This window comes from Nocardioides zeae, assembly GCF_030818655.1.
GTDB classification, from domain to species: Bacteria; Actinomycetota; Actinomycetes; order Propionibacteriales; family Nocardioidaceae; genus Nocardioides; species Nocardioides zeae_A.
The window spans coordinates 117,242-133,089 of record NZ_JAUTAN010000001.1 but is presented as its reverse complement, the minus strand read 5'-3'; the positions used below and the strand labels follow the sequence as shown (position 1 = coordinate 133,089).

The 15,848-nt window shown below is 72.3% G+C and carries 17 protein-coding genes; 5 read left to right on the top strand and 12 right to left on the bottom strand.

Features of this window, described 5'->3' with window-relative positions:
- Window positions 1-28 precede the first annotated feature (28 nt).
- The 6 genes from QE405_RS00625 to QE405_RS00600 all read right to left on the bottom strand — a co-directional run bounded on the left by QE405_RS00625 (window position 29) and on the right by QE405_RS00600 (window position 5,879).
- On the bottom strand, window positions 29-1,090 hold the full coding sequence (locus QE405_RS00625; RefSeq protein WP_307198296.1) for an alpha/beta hydrolase: 1,062 nt from the start codon (window positions 1,088-1,090) through the stop codon (window positions 29-31).
- A gap of 64 nt (window positions 1,091-1,154) precedes the next feature.
- Window positions 1,155-2,099, bottom strand: a complete 945-nt coding sequence (locus QE405_RS00620; protein ID WP_307198295.1) for an NADP-dependent oxidoreductase — start codon at window positions 2,097-2,099, stop codon at window positions 1,155-1,157.
- Between the two features lie 82 nt (window positions 2,100-2,181).
- Window positions 2,182-2,967, bottom strand: coding sequence for an ABC transporter ATP-binding protein (locus QE405_RS00615; protein ID WP_307198294.1), 786 nt, complete (start codon window positions 2,965-2,967; stop codon window positions 2,182-2,184).
- Window positions 2,968-2,974: 7 nt separating this feature from the next.
- Window positions 2,975-4,027 (bottom strand): taurine ABC transporter substrate-binding protein, encoded by a 1,053-nt coding sequence (locus tag QE405_RS00610; RefSeq protein WP_307198293.1) that lies wholly within the window; start codon window positions 4,025-4,027, stop codon window positions 2,975-2,977.
- Window positions 4,028-4,030: 3 nt separating this feature from the next.
- Entirely contained in the window at window positions 4,031-4,852 is an 822-nt protein-coding gene (locus tag QE405_RS00605) for an ABC transporter permease (protein ID WP_307198292.1), read from the bottom strand.
- Window positions 4,853-4,904: 52 nt separating this feature from the next.
- Window positions 4,905-5,879 (bottom strand): AraC family transcriptional regulator, encoded by a 975-nt coding sequence (locus QE405_RS00600; protein WP_307198291.1) that lies wholly within the window; start codon window positions 5,877-5,879, stop codon window positions 4,905-4,907.
- 141 nt (window positions 5,880-6,020) lie between these two features.
- Here QE405_RS00600 and QE405_RS00595 point away from each other — a divergent pair, with 141 nt between their 5' ends.
- The 4 genes from QE405_RS00595 to QE405_RS00580 all read left to right on the top strand — a co-directional run bounded on the left by QE405_RS00595 (window position 6,021) and on the right by QE405_RS00580 (window position 10,159).
- The gene (locus tag QE405_RS00595; RefSeq protein ID WP_307198290.1) at window positions 6,021-7,808 is read left to right on the top strand and encodes an FAD-dependent oxidoreductase; all 1,788 of its coding nucleotides are present in this window, start codon (window positions 6,021-6,023) and stop codon (window positions 7,806-7,808) included.
- On the top strand, window positions 7,805-8,854 hold the full coding sequence (locus QE405_RS00590) for a maleylacetate reductase (protein ID WP_307198289.1): 1,050 nt from the start codon (window positions 7,805-7,807) through the stop codon (window positions 8,852-8,854). Before QE405_RS00595 ends, QE405_RS00590 begins: the two co-directional genes overlap by 4 nt.
- The gene (locus tag QE405_RS00585) at window positions 8,851-9,756 is read left to right on the top strand and encodes an intradiol ring-cleavage dioxygenase (protein ID WP_307198288.1); all 906 of its coding nucleotides are present in this window, start codon (window positions 8,851-8,853) and stop codon (window positions 9,754-9,756) included. The genes QE405_RS00590 and QE405_RS00585 overlap by 4 nt, the downstream gene beginning before the upstream one ends.
- A gap of 253 nt (window positions 9,757-10,009) precedes the next feature.
- A complete protein-coding gene (locus tag QE405_RS00580) occupies window positions 10,010-10,159 on the top strand; it encodes a hypothetical protein (protein WP_307198287.1) in 150 nt (49 codons plus the stop codon).
- A 254-nt stretch (window positions 10,160-10,413) separates the two neighbouring features.
- Here the strand turns inward: QE405_RS00580 and QE405_RS00575 are convergent, their stop codons facing one another.
- From QE405_RS00575 to QE405_RS00550, 6 genes are all read right to left on the bottom strand, one after another.
- Entirely contained in the window at window positions 10,414-11,175 is a 762-nt protein-coding gene (locus tag QE405_RS00575; RefSeq protein ID WP_307198286.1) for a DUF6036 family nucleotidyltransferase, read from the bottom strand.
- On the bottom strand, window positions 11,175-11,681 hold the full coding sequence (locus QE405_RS00570) for a helix-turn-helix domain-containing protein (protein WP_307198285.1): 507 nt from the start codon (window positions 11,679-11,681) through the stop codon (window positions 11,175-11,177). The genes QE405_RS00575 and QE405_RS00570 overlap by 1 nt, the downstream gene beginning before the upstream one ends.
- Window positions 11,682-11,902: 221 nt before the next feature.
- Window positions 11,903-12,769, bottom strand: coding sequence for a hypothetical protein (locus QE405_RS00565; RefSeq protein ID WP_307198284.1), 867 nt, complete (start codon window positions 12,767-12,769; stop codon window positions 11,903-11,905).
- Window positions 12,770-13,154: 385 nt separating this feature from the next.
- On the bottom strand, window positions 13,155-13,436 hold the full coding sequence (locus tag QE405_RS00560) for a hypothetical protein (RefSeq protein WP_307198283.1): 282 nt from the start codon (window positions 13,434-13,436) through the stop codon (window positions 13,155-13,157).
- Window positions 13,433-14,224 (bottom strand): ParA family protein, encoded by a 792-nt coding sequence (locus QE405_RS00555; RefSeq protein WP_307198282.1) that lies wholly within the window; start codon window positions 14,222-14,224, stop codon window positions 13,433-13,435. Before QE405_RS00555 ends, QE405_RS00560 begins: the two co-directional genes overlap by 4 nt.
- Window positions 14,225-14,227: 3 nt before the next feature.
- Complete coding sequence (locus QE405_RS00550) at window positions 14,228-14,896, bottom strand: hypothetical protein (RefSeq protein ID WP_307198281.1); 669 nt, start codon at window positions 14,894-14,896, stop codon at window positions 14,228-14,230.
- Here QE405_RS00550 and QE405_RS00545 point away from each other — a divergent pair.
- A complete protein-coding gene (locus QE405_RS00545) occupies window positions 14,847-15,845 on the top strand; it encodes an isopenicillin N synthase family dioxygenase (RefSeq protein ID WP_307198280.1) in 999 nt (332 codons plus the stop codon). The genes QE405_RS00550 and QE405_RS00545 overlap by 50 nt on opposite strands.
- Window positions 15,846-15,848 lie beyond the last annotated feature (3 nt).

The following is a 15,848-nucleotide window of genomic DNA, read 5'->3' as shown; positions in this document are numbered from 1 at the left end:
ACCTGCTCCAACGAGCCGGCACGACCGACTATTCCGGCCCCACGATCCCGCGCCGCAGCGCGACGGCGGCGCGCAGGGTGGCGTCGTACGCGCTCCGGCTCACGGCGGTGACGTTGATGAACGCGTGGATGAGGTCCCCCTCGCGGGCCAGCTCCACCGGCACGCCCGCCTCCCGCAGGCGCTCGGCGTACGCGATGCCCTCGTCGCGGAGCGGGTCGAAACCGGCGACCGCGACGTACGCCGGCGGTGCGCCCGCGAGGTCCGGGGCGAGCAGCGGGGAGACCCGCGGGTCGGTCGCGGCGGCGGGTGAGGGCAGGTAGCGCTCGGCGTACCAGTCCATCTGCGCCTCCGTGAGGAAGAAGCCGTCGCGGAACTCCGCGTAGGACGCGCTCTTCGCCGACAGGTCGGTGACGGGGAAGAACAGCAGCTGGAAGCACGGCCGCACGTCCTCCGAGCGCAGGTCCAGCGAGAGCACGGCGGAGATGTTGCCGCCCGCGCTGTCACCCGCCACGGCGATCCGCGCCGGGTCGATGCCCCAGCCCGGGGCCTGCGCGACGGCGAAGTCCCAGGCGGCCCGCGCGTCCTCGAGCGCGGCCGGGAACGGGTGCTCCGGCGCCAACCGGTAGTCGACGCTGAGGACGTCGCAGCCCGTGTGCTGCGCGAGGAACCGCACCGGCGAGACCGTGGAGTGCCGGCTGCCCAACACCCACCCGCCGCCGTGGAAGTAGATGACCAGACCGGCGGGCTCCCCCGCCCGGAAGCGGTACCGCGTCGCCGGCACCGGCCCGCCCGGCCCCGGCAGCTCGAGGTCCTCCTCGAGGTGGAAGGGCGGGTACGACGCGCCGAACACCGCCGCCTCGGCCTCGATCTGGTGGCGGGCCCGGTCGAGGGGCTGGGTGGAGAAGTCGCTGCCCGGCAGACGGTTCAGCGCGGCGAGCGCCAGCGCGATCTCCGGCGCCAGGCGCTCCCCGTCGCGGTTGACCGCCCGGCGCACGACCACCCGCTCGAGCACCCGCGGCGGCACCTTCGCGAGTCCACGGACGACGAGGCGCTCGGCCTTCTCGGGCAACGACAGGCGGGGTGCGTTCACCCGCGTCATGCCAGCAGTCGCGGCCGGCCCTGTCGAGGGGCGACGGACGACGTGGCCGGGATCCTCAAGGCAGGAGCACGATCTTGCCGCGCGTGTGCCCCGCCTCGCTCTCCTTCGCCGCGGCCACGACGTCGTCGAGCGCGAAGCGCCGCGAGACCTCCACCTCGAACACGCCGCGGACGAACAGGTCGGCGACGACCGGGATGGCGTCCTCCCGCAGCCGCAGCTGCTCGGGCGTCAAGGGCCACGGCGCACCGCCCGACCACGCCTGGATGCCCAGCTCCGGGGCCTTCGGACCCACGACGATCGTGCCCACGTGCTGCGGGTCGTCGACCAGCGCCAGGGAGGCGGCGAGCGCCTCGTCGGTGCCGGCCGCATCGAGCACGCGGTCGACGCCCTCGGGCGCCAGCTCCTGGATCCGCTCGAGCAGGCCGTCGCCGTAGGCCACCGGCTCGGCCCCCAGCTCCCGCAGCCGGTCGTGGTTGGCGGGGCTGGCGGTGGCGATCACCCGGGCGCCGAGGTGCCGACCGAGCTGGATCGCGGCCTGGCCGACCCCGCCGCTACCGCCGTGGACGACGAGGGTGTGCCCGCGGCGTACGTCGAGGGAGGCGAGCGCCTGGTGGGCCGTGGCGACGGGGATGCCGAGGGCCGCGGCCTGCTCGAAGTCGAGGGCGGCGGGCTTGGCGACGAGGTTCTGGCGGGGTACGACGACGTGGGTCCCGTAGGTGCCGGTGGCGCCGCTCACGATCACCTCGTCACCGACGGCCCAGTCGTCGACGTTCTCCCCCACGGCCGCCACGACCCCGGCACCGTCGGCACCGAGCCGGCGCGGCTCTATGATCGGCGGCGACGGCCGGAGGCCGGACCGCAGCTTCCACTCGATGGGGTTCACGCCGGCGGCGCGCACCTCGACGAGCACCTCGCCGGGGCCGGGCACCGGGTCCGGCACCTCGACGACCTCGAGCACCTCGGCGGGTCCGGTCTCGGCGTACTGCACCACGCGGGCCATGCGTCACTCCTCCGGGACGGGGTCAGGGTCCTCCAGTACGACGCCCCCGGGCCCGGCCGCATTCCCGGCGGCCGGGACCGGGTCAGGACGCCGTGGGCTCCACGTGCTGGATCGCTCCCCGCACGGTGGCCGCCAACGCGACGAACTCCGGCAGCTCGCGGAGCTCCTCGGGCGGGACCTCGTGGCTGCGCGAGGAGAACTGCGCGGGCTCGTCCAGGACGATCCGCCCGGGGCGGGGACTCATCACGAGCACGCGGGAGCCGAGGAAGACCGCCTCGTCGACGCTGTGGGTGATGAAGAGGACCGTCTTGCGCGTCTCGCGCCAGATCGTCAGCAGCTCGTTCTGGAGCCGCTCCCGCGTGAGGGCGTCGAGCGCACCGAAGGGCTCGTCCATCAGCACGATGTCGGGGTCGTTGGCCAGCACGCGGGCGATCTGCGCGCGCTGCTGCATGCCGCCGGACAGCTCGTAGGGCCGCAGGTGGGCGACGTCGCTCAGCCCGACCAGCTCGAGGTACCGGTCCGCCGCGCGCCGCCGCTCCACCTTCGCCGCCCCGCGCAGGCGCGGTCCGAACGCGACGTTCGCCCGCACGTCGAGCCAGGGGTAGAGCGTCGGCTGCTGGAAGACGACGCCCCGTTCGGCGGCCGGGCCGCGAACCGGCGTGCCGCCGACCGTGATGGAACCGGTCGACGGCGCGCCGAAGCCGGCGAGCAACCGCAGCAGCGTCGTCTTGCCGCACCCCGACGGGCCCGCGAGCGTGACGAAGCTGCCCGGCTCGATCGTGAGGTCGATGGGTCCGAGGGCGTGCACGTCCCCGAAGCGCTGCTCGAGGCCGGTGACGACGACCCTGCGGTCACCCTCCGTGGTCATGGCCGGGTCACTCCGCGTCCGCGGCGGCCTGCGCCGGGGCGGCGTTCACGCCGTCCGCGTAGACCGACTCGTCGGCGACGGCCGCGATGCTGTCCTGGGTGAGCAGGAACTGCGCGGTGCTGAACAGGTCGGTGCCGAGCTTGCCGCCGAGGTAGTCCGGGCCGACCTGCTCCGAGGCCCGCAGGTAGACGTAGCCCGCCAGCTGCGCCTTCGCCTCGTCGGTGGAGATGCCCACCTCGACGGCGATCGACTCGGCAGCTTTGTCGGGGTCGTCGGTGATCTGCTGGACCGCGTAGTCCTGCGCCCGCGCCCACGCGTCCATCACGGCCTCGTTGTCGGCCACGAAGTCGCGGTCGGCGATGGCCAGGTCGAAGGTCGGCTTGCCCGCGGCCGCCGTGTCCTCGCTCGTGAGGATGACCTGGCCGCCGTCGGCCTTGAGCTCGCTGAGCGTCGGGTCCCAGATCCACGCGGCGTCGATGTCGCCGCGGCTCCACGCCGGGGCGATCTGCTCCGGCTCGGAGTTGACCAGGTTGTAGTCCGCAGGGTCCTCGCCCGCGTCGGCGATCGCCTGGAGCAGCGAGAAGTGGGCCGTGGAGCCGAAGGGCGTCGCGATGGTCTTGCCCTTGAGGCCCGCGATGTCGGTCGCGGCGCCGTCGCGCACGACGAGCGACTCGGCCGCGCCGATGACGTCGTGGATCCAGACGACCTGGACCGGGAGGTTGAGCGGCTCCGACAGGGCGCGGGTCGCCGGCGAGCTGCCGACGAGACCGATGTCGAGGCTGTCGCCACCGAAGGCCTGGATGACGTCGCCACCCGAGGCGAAGTTGCTCCACTCGATGGTCGCGTTGGGCAGGCAGTCCTCGAGGATGCCCTGGTCCTTCACCACGACGTCGCCGTTCGGGATCTTCTGGTAGCCGATGCGCACCGTCGTGTCGACCGACTCGTCGGCCTCCCACGGGCAGGCCGACGCGTCGCCCTCGGTGTCACCGCCGCCGACGCAACCCGCGAGGGCGAGCGGGGCGAGCAGCGCGGCGCCGAGCAGGGGCGAGAGCTTCTTCATGGGTCAGGCCTTTCCTCGCCACGGGGCGAGCTTCTTCTCGAGGGTGCGGAGGACGACGTCGAGGGCCACAGCGGTGAGGCCGATGACGAGGATGCAGGCGATCGACAGGGCGATCTTGTTCTGGGTTCCCGAGAGGTAGGCGAGGCCGCCGATGCCCGGCAGGCCGTTGACGAGCTCCGCCGCGACGACCGTCGTCCAGGCGAACCCGACGGCGACGCGGAGGCCCGAGATGATGTCGGGCAGGGTCGCGGGACCGAGCACGAACAGCAGGGTCTGCCGGCGCGTGGCGCCGAGCGAGAGGGCCGCGTTGACGTGGTCCTCCCGCACGCCGCGCACCCCGTTCAGGGTCGCGAGCGCGATGGGCGGGAAGGCCGCGAGCACGAGCAGCCAGATCTTCGACGTGTCGTAGAAGCCGAACCACGCGATGAGGAAGCCGATGTAGGCCAGCGGCGGGATGGAGCGCAGGAAGTCGACGTAGGGCCCCACGAGCCGGCCGAAGCCGCGGAAGTACCCCATCGCCAACCCGAGCGGTACGCCGATGACGAGCGCGATCGCAAGGCTCAGCCCGATCCGGCGGAGGCTGACGACGAGGTGCTCCCAGAGGAAGTAGTTCTCCTCGCCGCGCACCACGCGGTCCACGCCCCCGCCCACCGGGTGGTAGGTGTTGGCGCGCACGAAGGCGTCCCACACCTCGAGCGGCGACGGCGTCAGGTAGGCCGGCGACACGATGCCGGAGGCCGCCACCGCGGTCCACGCCGCGAGCAGCAGCCCGAGCACGAGCACGTGGGGCAGCGCGCCGCGGACGACGGACGAGACTCGGTTCACGTCGCGTGAACCTAGTGTCTCGATGCACTTTGTGTGAACTCGTCTCACGAATTCACCCCTGGTACGTCACGACCTCCGGCTCGTGCCGCACCTGGGCGGGCGTCGCGCCGTACCGCTTGCGGAAGGCCTGGCTGAAGTGGGGCACCGAGGTGAAGCCGCAGCGGGCCGCGACGTCGGCGACCCGGACCCCGACGAGGTCGGGGTGGCGGAGCAGGGCGTGCGCCCGGGCCAGCCGCCGGGCGAGCACGTAGCGCGGCACGCTGGTGCCGCTCTCGGCGAAGAGACGGGACAGGGTCCGCTCGGAGACCCCGGCGCCCGCCGCGACGGCCCCGGCGGAGAGCGTGGGGTCGGCGAGGTGGTCGTCGATCCAGGCCCGCGCGGCCGCCCGGTGGGCCACCGGGGACGCCGCGCGGCCCCCGCTCGCCAGCACGGCCACCAGGTCGAGCAGCGCCTGCTCGTCGGCCGGCACCGGGACGGGGGCGTGCACCGCGCGTCCCACGGCGCGCACGAGCGCCCGCGCGACGGCGTCGTCGCCCGGACCGCGGGCGTCGACGACGACGGGGGCCACCAGGCTCAGCCGACCCGTCCGGGCGGCGAGCGCGGCCACCGGAACCCGGACGGCGAGCTCCTCGACACCGTGGTCGAAACCGCGCGCGAAGGGGCGGTCGGCGTCGCACACGACGACCTGGCCGGGGCGCACCACGCGGCGTCCCCCCGCGTGCTCCAGGACCGCCTCGCCGCGGAGCGCGGCGTACACGACGACCGCGTCGACCGGGCGGCTCGCGATGAGCGCGCCGTCGCGCACCACCCGGTGCGGGGTGGCCCGCACGTGCGCGAGGTGGACGTCCTCGAGCTGGAAGTTGACCTCGCGCGCGCTGAACCCGGTCCGGTCGCGCACGCCGCACCGGAGACCGAGCAGCGTCGCGTCGTTGTGCCGCTCCCAGGCGTCGACCTGCTGCCGCACCGCGAAGGCGCGCGGACGGGCCGATCCCGCGTCCACCACCTGGTCCACCACCTGGCCCGCCACCGGCACCTCCTCGCCCTCGGCATGGTGGCACACCGGGTGTGACGGGCGACATACGCATTTCCGCCATCCCGGCTCCGGAGCCTTCCGGGACCGCCGCCGGCGATCGAGACTCGCGGCACGCCGTACAGGAAGGAAGCGCACATGCCCGTGTTCGACGACGGTCTGCAGGAGACCGAGGTGCCCCGGGGGTCGGTCGTGGAGACCGACGTGCTGATCGTGGGGTCGGGTCCGGCCGGCGCGGCCGCTGCGCTCTGCCTCGCGGAGCTGGGCGTGGCCACGACGATGATCACGAAGTACCGCTGGACCGCGAACACGCCCCGCGCGCACATCACGAACCAGCGCGCGATGGAGATCTTCCGCGACCTCGGGATCGAGGACCAGGTGCTCGCCGACGCGACGCCGCACGAGCTCGTCGGCGACACCGTGTTCTGCACGAGCATCGCCGGGGAGGAGATCGGGCGCATCCACACGTGGGGCACCCGTCCCGACCGGGAGGGTGACTACCGGCTCGCCTCCCCCTGCCTGACCGTCGACATCCCGCAGACCTACCTCGAGCCGATCCTCGTGCGGAACGCGGCCCAGCGGGGCGCGCACGTCCGCTTCTCGACGGAGTACCTCGGTCTCGTGCAGGACGACGACGGCGTGACCATCGACGTGCGGGACCGGCTGACCGGGCACGAGTACCAGATCCGCGCGAAGTACGTCATCGGCGCCGACGGCGCTCGCTCGAAGGTGGCCGCGGACATCGGGCTCACCTACGAGGGCGCCATGGACATCGCCGGCTCGATGAATATCACCTTCAAGGCTGACATCGCGGCGCTCGTCGACCACCGCCCCTCGGTCCTCTACTGGGTGATCCAGCCCGGCTCGAACGTCGGCGGCATCGGCACCGGCCTCGTGCGCATGGTGCGCCCGTGGGACGAGTGGCTCATCGTGTGGGGCTACGACATCGCCGGCCCGCCGCCCGTGCTCGACGAGGAGATGGCGAAGGACATCGTGCGGGACCTGCTGGGCATGCCCGACCTGGAGCCCGAGATCACCGGGTTCTCGCTCTGGGGCGTCAACGAGATGTATGCGACCACCCTCCAGCAGGGCCGCGTCTTCGCCGCGGGCGACGCGATCCACCGCCACCCGCCGTCGAACGGCCTCGGCTCCAACACGTCCGTCCAGGACGCCTACAACCTGGCGTGGAAGCTCGCGGCCGTCCTGCAGGGGTACGCCGCGCCCTCGCTCCTCGACTCCTACGAGGCCGAGCGGGCCCCGGTCGCGCAGCGCATCGTGACGCGCGCCAACCGCTCCGCCCGCGAGTTCGGCGACCTCTTCGAGGCCCTCGGCGTCGTGGGGCTCCAGGGCGAGGAGATGGCAGCGGCGCTCGAGGAGCGGAAGGCGGCGACGCCGGAGGGCGCGCGGAAGCGGGCCGCCCTCGTGAAGGCGATGGAGACCAAGAACTACGAGTTCAACGCCCACGGGGTGGAGCTCGGGCAGTTCTACGAGTCGAGCGCGATCCTGTCCGACGGCACCCGGCCCGCGCCGAGCCGCGACGCGGACCTCTACCACGTCATGTCGACCTCGCCCGGCGCCCACCTGCCGCACGCGTGGGTCGGCGACAACGTCACCAAGCACGCCCTCATGGACCTCGCGCCCTACGCGCGCTGGACACTGCTGACGGGCATCACCGGCGAGGCGTGGAGCGACGCCGCCGCCGCGGTCGCGTCCGACCTCGGGATCCCGCTCGCGACCGTCGTGATCGGCCCGGGCCGTGCGGTGGAGGACCTCTACTTCGACTGGGCCAAGCTGCGCGAGGTGGAGGAGTCCGGGGCGGTCCTGGTGCGACCCGACAAGCACGTCGCCTGGCGCGCCACGAACCTCCCCGACGACCCGACGGCCGTGCTGCGCGAGGCCGTCGCGACCCTCCTGGGGCGGCTGTGAGGTTCACCCACGAGACGCTCCCGCAGCGGGTCGTCTTCGCCCCGGGCGCCGCCGCCGAGGCGGTGGCGGCCGAGGTCGACGCCCTGGACGGCCGTCGCGTCATGCTCGTCGCCTCGAAGCGCGAGGCGGCCCTGGCGGACCCGATCGCGGCCGGGCTGCCCGTCGTCCTGCGCCACGAGGAGGTGGTCATGCACGTGCCGGTCCCGGTCGCGGAGCGCGCGCGGCAGGCGGCCGCCGAGGCCGACGTCGACGTGGTCGTCACCGTCGGCGGGGGCTCGACCACCGGGCTCGGCAAGGCGGTGGCGCTCACGACGGGACTGCCGCTCGTGGCCGTGCCCACGACGTACGCCGGCTCCGAGGCCACCGACGTCTGGGGCCTCACGGAGGACGGCACGAAGACGACGGGGGTCGACCGCCGGGTGCTCCCGCGGTCGGTGGTCTACGACGCGACGCTCCTCACCTCGCTGCCCGCCGGGATGGCAGTGGCGTCCGGCCTCAACGCGCTCGCCCACTGCGTCGACGCGATGTGGGGGCCGCGGGTGGACCCCATCGACCAAGCGCTGGCGGGCGAGGGCATCCGGGGCCTGGCGGCCGGGCTGCCCGCCGTCGCCCGCGGCGAGGACGCCGGCGTCGAGCAGACCCTGTACGGCGCGTACCTCGCCGCCGTCTCCTTCGCGAGCGCCGGCTCGGGGATGCACCACAAGATCTGCCACGTCCTGGGCGGCATGTTCGACCTGCCCCACGCGCAGACCCACGCCGTCGTCCTGCCGCACGTCCTGGCGTTCAACGCCCCGCACGCGCCCGAGGCCGAGCGCCGGATCGCCGCGGCGTTCGACGCACCGAGCGCGGTCGCGGGGCTCGCCGCCCTGCGCCGGGCCGTCGACGCCCCCGTCGCGCTGCGCGACCACGGCATGCCGGAGGACGGCATCGCCGCCGCCGTGCCGGCCGTCCTGGCCGCGATCCCCGCGGACAACCCCACGCCCGTCACCATCGACAACCTCACCGCGCTGCTCCGAGCGGCGTGGGCCGGAGAGGAGCCAGCATGAACCCTGAGACCAGCCCCGGGACCAGCCCTGAGCAGGCCGCCCGCGAGGAGGAGCTCGTCGCCCGCGTCGTGGCGTCGTTCGACGGGTGCGAGGACGACCGGCTGCGGACCCTCATGCAGGCGCTGACGCGGCACCTGCACGCGTTCGTGCGGGAGGTGCGGCTCACCGAGGACGAGTGGGGCGCGGCCATCGCGTTCCTCACGGCCGCCGGCCACATCACCGACGACAAGCGGCAGGAGTTCATCCTGCTCTCCGACGTGCTGGGCGCCTCGATGCAGACCATCGCGATCAACAACGAGGCCGACGGCGACGCCACCGAGGCCACCGTCTGGGGCCCCTTCTTCGTCGAGGGCTCCCCCGAGATCGAGCTGGGCGGCGACATGTCCTTCGGCGCGCCCGGGCAGCCCTGCTGGGTCGAGGGCACGGTGACGAGCACGGACGGCACGCCGTTGGCGGGCGCGCTGGTGGAGGTCTGGGAGGCGGACGAGGACGGCTTCTACGACGTGCAGTACAGCGACGGGCGGACGTCGGCACGGGCGCACCTGCACACCGACGCCGACGGGGCGTTCCGGTTCTGGGGAATCACGCCGACGCCGTACCCCATCCCCCACGACGGTCCCGTCGGTCGGCTGCTCGCCGCGACGGGACGCTCGCCGATGCGGGCCTCCCACCTGCACTTCCTGGTGCGGGCACCGGAGCACCGCCAGCTGGTCACCCACATCTTCGTGGAGGGCGACGAGCTGCTCGAGAGCGACAGCGTGTTCGGCGTGAAGGACTCCCTCGTCAAGGAGTTCGTCGAGCAGCCGGCGGGCACGCCGACGCCGGACGGGCGCGCCGTCGAGGGCACGTGGGCGCGGACGCGCTTCGACGTCGTGCTGGCCCGGGAGCCGCAGACCGACTGAGGCGCCATCCATCGACGCGGCGTTGCGGGGAAACTTCCCCGAAACGCCGCGTCGCTACGCTCGGCGCGCCCGAGTTCAACGGACAGCGGGACCCGCGCAGTCGTGCGGGTCGGGAAAGCGGACACCTCCGGGCGGAACCGTCCACCGCATCCCAGGAGCGCACCATGCCCCCCTTCGAGGTCCCCGTCGTCGACATCAGCCCCTACCTGCGGCGTTCGCTGGCAGCGAGGCGCAGGGGGACGTCGCCATCGCCGTGTTCGAGGCGCTCCGTGACGGGAACCTGCTCGACGAGGCGGACAACGTCTTCGTTGCCGAGATCGCGGGCGCGGTCGCGCGTAACGTGCTCACCACCCCGGATGCCTTGCCGGGCTCCGCTCAGGAACCCCCGAGCGAACGGGGATGACGCTGCCGGGGTCGACCCACAAGGGCGGGGTCCCCAGGCTACCGAGCGTTGAGCGTCAGGCAGCAGAGTCGGCGATGCGCTGGATGTCCGCCGGCGTATCGCGCTTCAGGTCCCGGTCGAGCGCGACGCGGAGCTTGGCGGCGCGCACCTGAAGGGCCGTGTAGCGCCGGCCCTCGGGACGCGTCGAGGTGGCAATCAGGTGTCAGGTCTCCCAGCGGTGCCGGACTGTCGGTCGCTGGGGTGATTCCACGGAATCACCCCAGCGTCGGCCCCCGTCCTTGCCCCGGCCTGCGGGCGGGAGACGGGTGTGGGTGGGGCAGTGGTTCTACGGAATCACCCTGCTCGCTCGAGGCGGTCCGCACAGACCCCGGGCCCCGGTCGAGTCGTTCGCGCAAGGCGACGTGCTCGCTGCGGAAACGATCGCGGGCATCCGCGTCATCAGTTGTTGAACATCCGACGCGCTTCCGCGCGGCCCGGGCCAGCGACTCCACTGCGGCACCAACGCTCGCGCGCGTCCGTGGGTCCACGCTCGGCTCCAGCATCCGGGCCCGCTCGCGCAAGGCGTCGGCGTCGAGCAGCCCGTGCTCGAGAAGCGCTCCTACGAACTCAAGATCTTTCGGGCGGTGCGCGGCAAGCTTCGCGACGGCCAAGTCGTGCTTGTCGAGGAACTTGGGACGGGCCGGCTCCGACGACCTCAGATCCCACGTCGTCAACCGCGACTCCCAGCCCTCCGGCAGCACCGCAGTCTCGATCGAGATGCCCTCGCCGTAGTAACCGAAGGTGTCGTCGAACTGCGACAGCTCGCCGATGGAGCCGTTGACCCGCTCAGCCCGTTCCCGATCGGGCCCGTCTGCCAGCCACGCGAGGTCCGCCTCAACCGACGCGGTAGCAAGAGCCGGCAGGGCGTCCTCGTCGTAGGCCCCCAAGATCGCCTGCGAACCCAGCACCACGATCTCGGGGTCCTGGCTCACCTCGCACGCGGCCCGCAGAATGTGCGCGAGGTCCTGGCGGCGCATCAGTCACCGACCAGCGGGTCGTCGTGGTGACTGCGCCAGTGCTCTCGGAACGCCTCCAGCACTCGCAGACGGTCATCGGGCTCGAGGGCCCCGGCGAATGGCGAGTTCTGACGCAACTCGCACGCCGCGGGGGCGCGACTCAACAGAGTCTCGACCACAGCGTCCACGCCACGATCGAGCGTCTCGCTCCACACGTCGAAGTACGCCTGCGCCACCGCTCCACGGTGGACCTCGCGCCGGCGCAGGAGGTTGTCCCGCGCCCGCGAGAGCACCCCGTCAGGGTCCAACATCATCTGACCCACCACCGCGCGGTGCAGCCACAACGATCGCTCCTGCTCACGGGTCAGCGTCTGCACCCGACGCGTCACCTCACGGCGCGGAATGCGGCGGTGCTTGCCCGTCCGGACCACCTCGACCTCGCCTCGGTCGCACAGATCGACGACGTGTTGTCGCGACACCCCGAGCATGCGGGCCACCTCCCCCGAGGTCAGCAGGTCATCGTCCATGGCTTCATTCTCCCAAAACACCAAAAACACCACAACCGCGTTGTTCGCGCTGTTGTGATTCGACGGAATCACTGCAGCCGGGGCCCGTGATCGACTCGGTCGGCGGGCCGGATTTGCGTGCGGGCGGGGCGGTGATTTCGTGGAATCGCGGCTGGCCTTGATGCCCGTCTCGCGTCTGTCTGGCACGGGTCCTGTCGTGTTGCTCCGTAGTCCTCGTGATTTCACATGGCCGGTGTCTCGTTGTTGGCGACGAGGACGATGGGCCAGCCCACGGATTCCTGGAGAGCACCTACTGCAGCGGGGTCGGTGTTGAAGGTGGTGGGGTCGTAGTCGACGACGATGCCGGCGCCGTCGTTGCGGGGACTTGCGCTGAGGACACCTTCGACGTCGGTGATCCCCGATGCGTCGATTGCTGCGGTGAGTGTGGGGCGATCTGTCACGGACACATGGACTTCGACGGTCACCTCCGGGGCATCCCGGGCGATCGCGGCCAGCAGTTCGTCCGGCGCAGCCCCGTCGACCCACCAGATGTGCAGCGTCATCGTGGCTGCTACGGGCCAGGCGCCCCCGAGTCCCGGCTGCGAACGACGAAGACCGTGGGTTTCCATCAGGAGAGACAACGCAGCGGAGTTGTCCCAGAGGGTCCCTTCATCCACGGCCTCGAGTTCCTCTTGCGTTGCCTCTACTCCGTCCGGGCCGACCGCCTCCGCGAAATCGTTACCGGCATCGGTGACGGGAGGAAGCTCCAGGGCCGGTGAGGCCGACGACGATGATGAGGTGGACGACGCCGCCCTCTGGTCCTTCTCGGGGTTTCCGAGAACCTGCACACCCGTGGCGACACCAGCAACCGTGGCCGCCGTAACGAGGACCACCGCGCCCAATCGCGAACGTCCGCGCCACGCCCCCGAGGGACGTGACCGACGGACTGCACCCTCAGCGGATCGGCTCTGCGCGACGAACGACAGATCCGGCTTCCAACCGCGAGCGTCATCGTGGGCGACTCTCTTGAGCAGAGCGATGGCCTCGAGATCTTCGGGGTTGCGCCCCGCGAGGTCGGCGTGTGGCGGTCGAGGACTGGACGTGTTCATGACGGCTCCACTCGGTGTGGTCGCGGTGGGATGGGGTCGGTAGCGAGAGGCATGGGTTTCTCCAGCCGCTCACGTACGCGATGTGGTTCGCGGCTGGAGGAGTCAGGCGCGATGAGGTCATGTGCGTCCCGCAGCCGTTGCAGCGCATCAGCCGTGGCCCGTTTGCCGGCAGCTCGAATCGAGACCGCCAGGGGGCTCGCTGCGGTCCTCATCGCCCCCCCATACGGGCTGCGATGCTCTGCCCAGCTTCGGACGATCCATGCCGCCCAGTCGGACGAGCCGCCGACCGGTGGGGGTGATTCCACGGAATCACCCCCTGGCCCTCGCGGCGCGCGGCTTCGTCCGTGGCGTGGTCCGTGGCGAGGTGCGTGGCCGTGGCGACCGTTCACGTGCCCTCGCCCAACCGCCTCCCGCGCGGAAGGCTCACGTGCGCGACCTGGAAGGGCTTGCCGGCGTTGTGCTCGTCCTGAGCCGCCTGCACGGCGGCTCGCAGTGCCTCGGTCGTGAACGCGCCAAGCGTGATCTGAGGACCCACCAGCCGCTGGAGGGCAGCGACCGTGGCGCGAACGTCGTCCTGGACGGCCTCGTCGACCTGCGTCGAGAACCGGACCTTCCGGCTGCCCTCCGTGGGGCCATCAGCGGGCGCGGGGGTGCTGGCCGCGGTCACAGGACGCCGGCCTTCTCCAGCGAGGCCAGGACCGCGCGGTAGTCCTCGGTCACCGGGTCACGTGGCGCGTACGCAGGCAGCGTCTCGTGGTGCGACATGGCCTCCGGTGCCCGGACCGTCTTGCGCACCGTCGGCGTCACCAGATCGCCATAGGCCTCCTGCAGCGCCGCGAGAGCATCGGTGTAAAGACGCCCGGCCGTGGCGGGCGGCACGATGCACGGCACGATTGCCCCAAGTTCCAGATCAGGGTTGTGCGCCTCGGCGACCTCCTCGATCAACGCCTCCATCTTCGGGATGCCCTCCAGCTCCTTGCTCGAGGGGGCGGTCACGGTCACGACCGAGGTGGCCACGACCAACGCTGACACCGTCAGCACGCTCATCGAGCCGGGGCAGTCGATGATGATCACGTCGACGTCGTCGGGGCAGGCCCGCAGCGCGAGCTTCAGCCGCATCTCCCGGCCCGTCTCGCTCAGCAGCGCGATCGCGTCACCATCCAGGCCCGGCGTCGCCGGCACCAGCCGCAGCCGCGGTGTGCTCGTCTCCACGATCGCCTCCTCCAGGCGCGCGCGCTTGAGGAGCACGTCGCCGCTGGAGATCTCCACGTCGTCAGGGTCGATGCCCAGCCACGATGTCGCGTTGCTCTGCGCGTCGACATCGACCAGCAGCACCTCCCGGCCTGACTCGGCCAGCAGCGCCGCCAGGGTCACCGCCGCTGTGGTCTTGCCTGCGGAGCCGGCCATGTTCGCGACCGGCACCACCGGGCGCCAGGCGCTCGTCTTGTTCGTCATCGCTCAGCCCTCCCGGCCGTCGGTCTGCTCGTTGGGCTGCTCGTCGGGGTCGTCTGCGGCGTCGTCGGCCCGCGCCTGCTCGACGCTGGAGGAGACGAGTGATTCCGTGGAATCACCCACGGGCGCGTCCTCGCCGCCGTCCTCGTCAGCAAGCCGCTCACGGCCTGCCTCGAGGCGGGTCACCTCCCACGGAGTGGGTTCGTAGCCCTGCACCATCAGCCAGTCGAGGTACTCCACGACGCTGCGCTCGCCCCACGAGCCGTGGGTCCACGCGGCCCGGTCCTCCAGGCCACCAATTGCCAGCAGCACGGCGACCGACCGCTTCGCGGTTGCGCTCGCGAGCGAGCCTGCGGCGCCAGCCCCAGGTCTCCCCAGTGGTCGGTTCGGGCCGATGCCGGAGGTGCCCCGCACCTTGATCGCGACCTGAGCTGCGGTGTCGCCGAGGTTGACGCCGCCCACCACGCACAGGGCGATCAGTTGCCGCGCTGCGCGGATGAAGCCCGGGTCAGCCAGGCGAGCCGCGAGAAAGTCGCGCCTGGCCGTCATCGCCTGCTTGCGGAACCGCTGCTGCTCGCGCTGCTCCTGCTCGTACGGCGAGAGCCTCTTCGTCGCAGTGTCGCGCTTGGACTCCGGCCACGCCGACCGCGCCGCCGTCGCCGACCAGATCGACACCGCGTGCCGCGAGGTCGGCTTCGTCCAGATCACCGGACACGGCGTCCCCGACGCGACGGCCGGGGGTCTCGCCGACGCGATGGACGCCTTCTTCGGCCAGCCGATCGAGGAGAAGCGACGCTGGATCCGTCCGGCGCACGAGAACCGCGGGTACACCCCGCCACGCTCGGAGTCGCTCGCGCTCAGCGCGGGCGTCGTCTCCGAGACCCGGATGAAGGACTTCTTCGAGGCGTTCAACGTCGGGTCCAGCACCACCGACCACCCCGGCGTCGCGCTGCCGGAGGACCACCACGCGGCGAACACCTGGCCCGAGGTCGCGGGCTTCCGCGCGGCGGTCGACGCCTGGCGGGCGGAGGCCGGGCGGGTGGCGCGCACGATGGTCCGCGTGTTCGAGGACGCCCTCGACCTGCCGTCGGGCACCTTGGCCGACCTGGCCCGGCACCCGATCGAGGTGCTGCGGATGAACAACTACGCGTCGCCCGAGGGCGTCGTCGTCGAGCTCGACGAGGACCTCGTCGGCATGGGCGAGCACACCGACTACGGCATCGTGACGATCCTGTGGGCCGACCGGGTGAAGGGGCTGCAGGTGCTGCACGACGGGGTCTGGCACGACGTCAGCCCGGCCGACGGCGCCCTGCTGGTCAACCTCGGCGACCTCACGACGCGGCTGACGAACGAGCGGTGGCTGTCCACGCTGCACCGCGTCCGGCCGCCGGTCGTCGACGGCACCATCCGTCGACGCCGCTCCGCCGCGTTCTTCTTCGACGCCGACGCCGACGCCGACGCCGTCGTGGGCCCGCTGGCACCGTTCGTCGACGCCGACCACCCGCCGCTGTACGCACCCGTGACCGTCGACGCGCACATCCGCGCCAAGCTGGCCGGGTCCCGCGCGGGCGTGCTCAACACCGACGCCGCCCGCGAGGCGGAACGGCTGCGGATCGCGGGGTGACGG

Bases quoted from the DNA above. Each gene is read 5' to 3' on its own strand.
- QE405_RS00620 (WP_307198295.1), bottom strand. From the start codon at position 2,099: ATGGCCCGCGTGGTGCAGTACGCCGAGACCGGACCCGCCGAGGTGCTC.
- QE405_RS00615 (WP_307198294.1), bottom strand. From the start codon at position 2,967: ATGACCACGGAGGGTGACCGCAGGGTCGTCGTCACCGGCCTCGAGCAG.
- QE405_RS00610 (WP_307198293.1), bottom strand. From the start codon at position 4,027: ATGAAGAAGCTCTCGCCCCTGCTCGGCGCCGCGCTGCTCGCCCCGCTC.
- QE405_RS00595 (WP_307198290.1), top strand. From the start codon at position 6,021: ATGCCCGTGTTCGACGACGGTCTGCAGGAGACCGAGGTGCCCCGGGGG.
- QE405_RS00585 (WP_307198288.1), top strand. From the start codon at position 8,851: ATGAACCCTGAGACCAGCCCCGGGACCAGCCCTGAGCAGGCCGCCCGC.
- QE405_RS00575 (WP_307198286.1), bottom strand. From the start codon at position 11,175: ATGCGCCGCCAGGACCTCGCGCACATTCTGCGGGCCGCGTGCGAGGTG.
- QE405_RS00570 (WP_307198285.1), bottom strand. From the start codon at position 11,681: ATGGACGATGACCTGCTGACCTCGGGGGAGGTGGCCCGCATGCTCGGG.
- QE405_RS00565 (WP_307198284.1), bottom strand. From the start codon at position 12,769: ATGAACACGTCCAGTCCTCGACCGCCACACGCCGACCTCGCGGGGCGC.
- QE405_RS00555 (WP_307198282.1), bottom strand. From the start codon at position 14,224: ATGACGAACAAGACGAGCGCCTGGCGCCCGGTGGTGCCGGTCGCGAAC.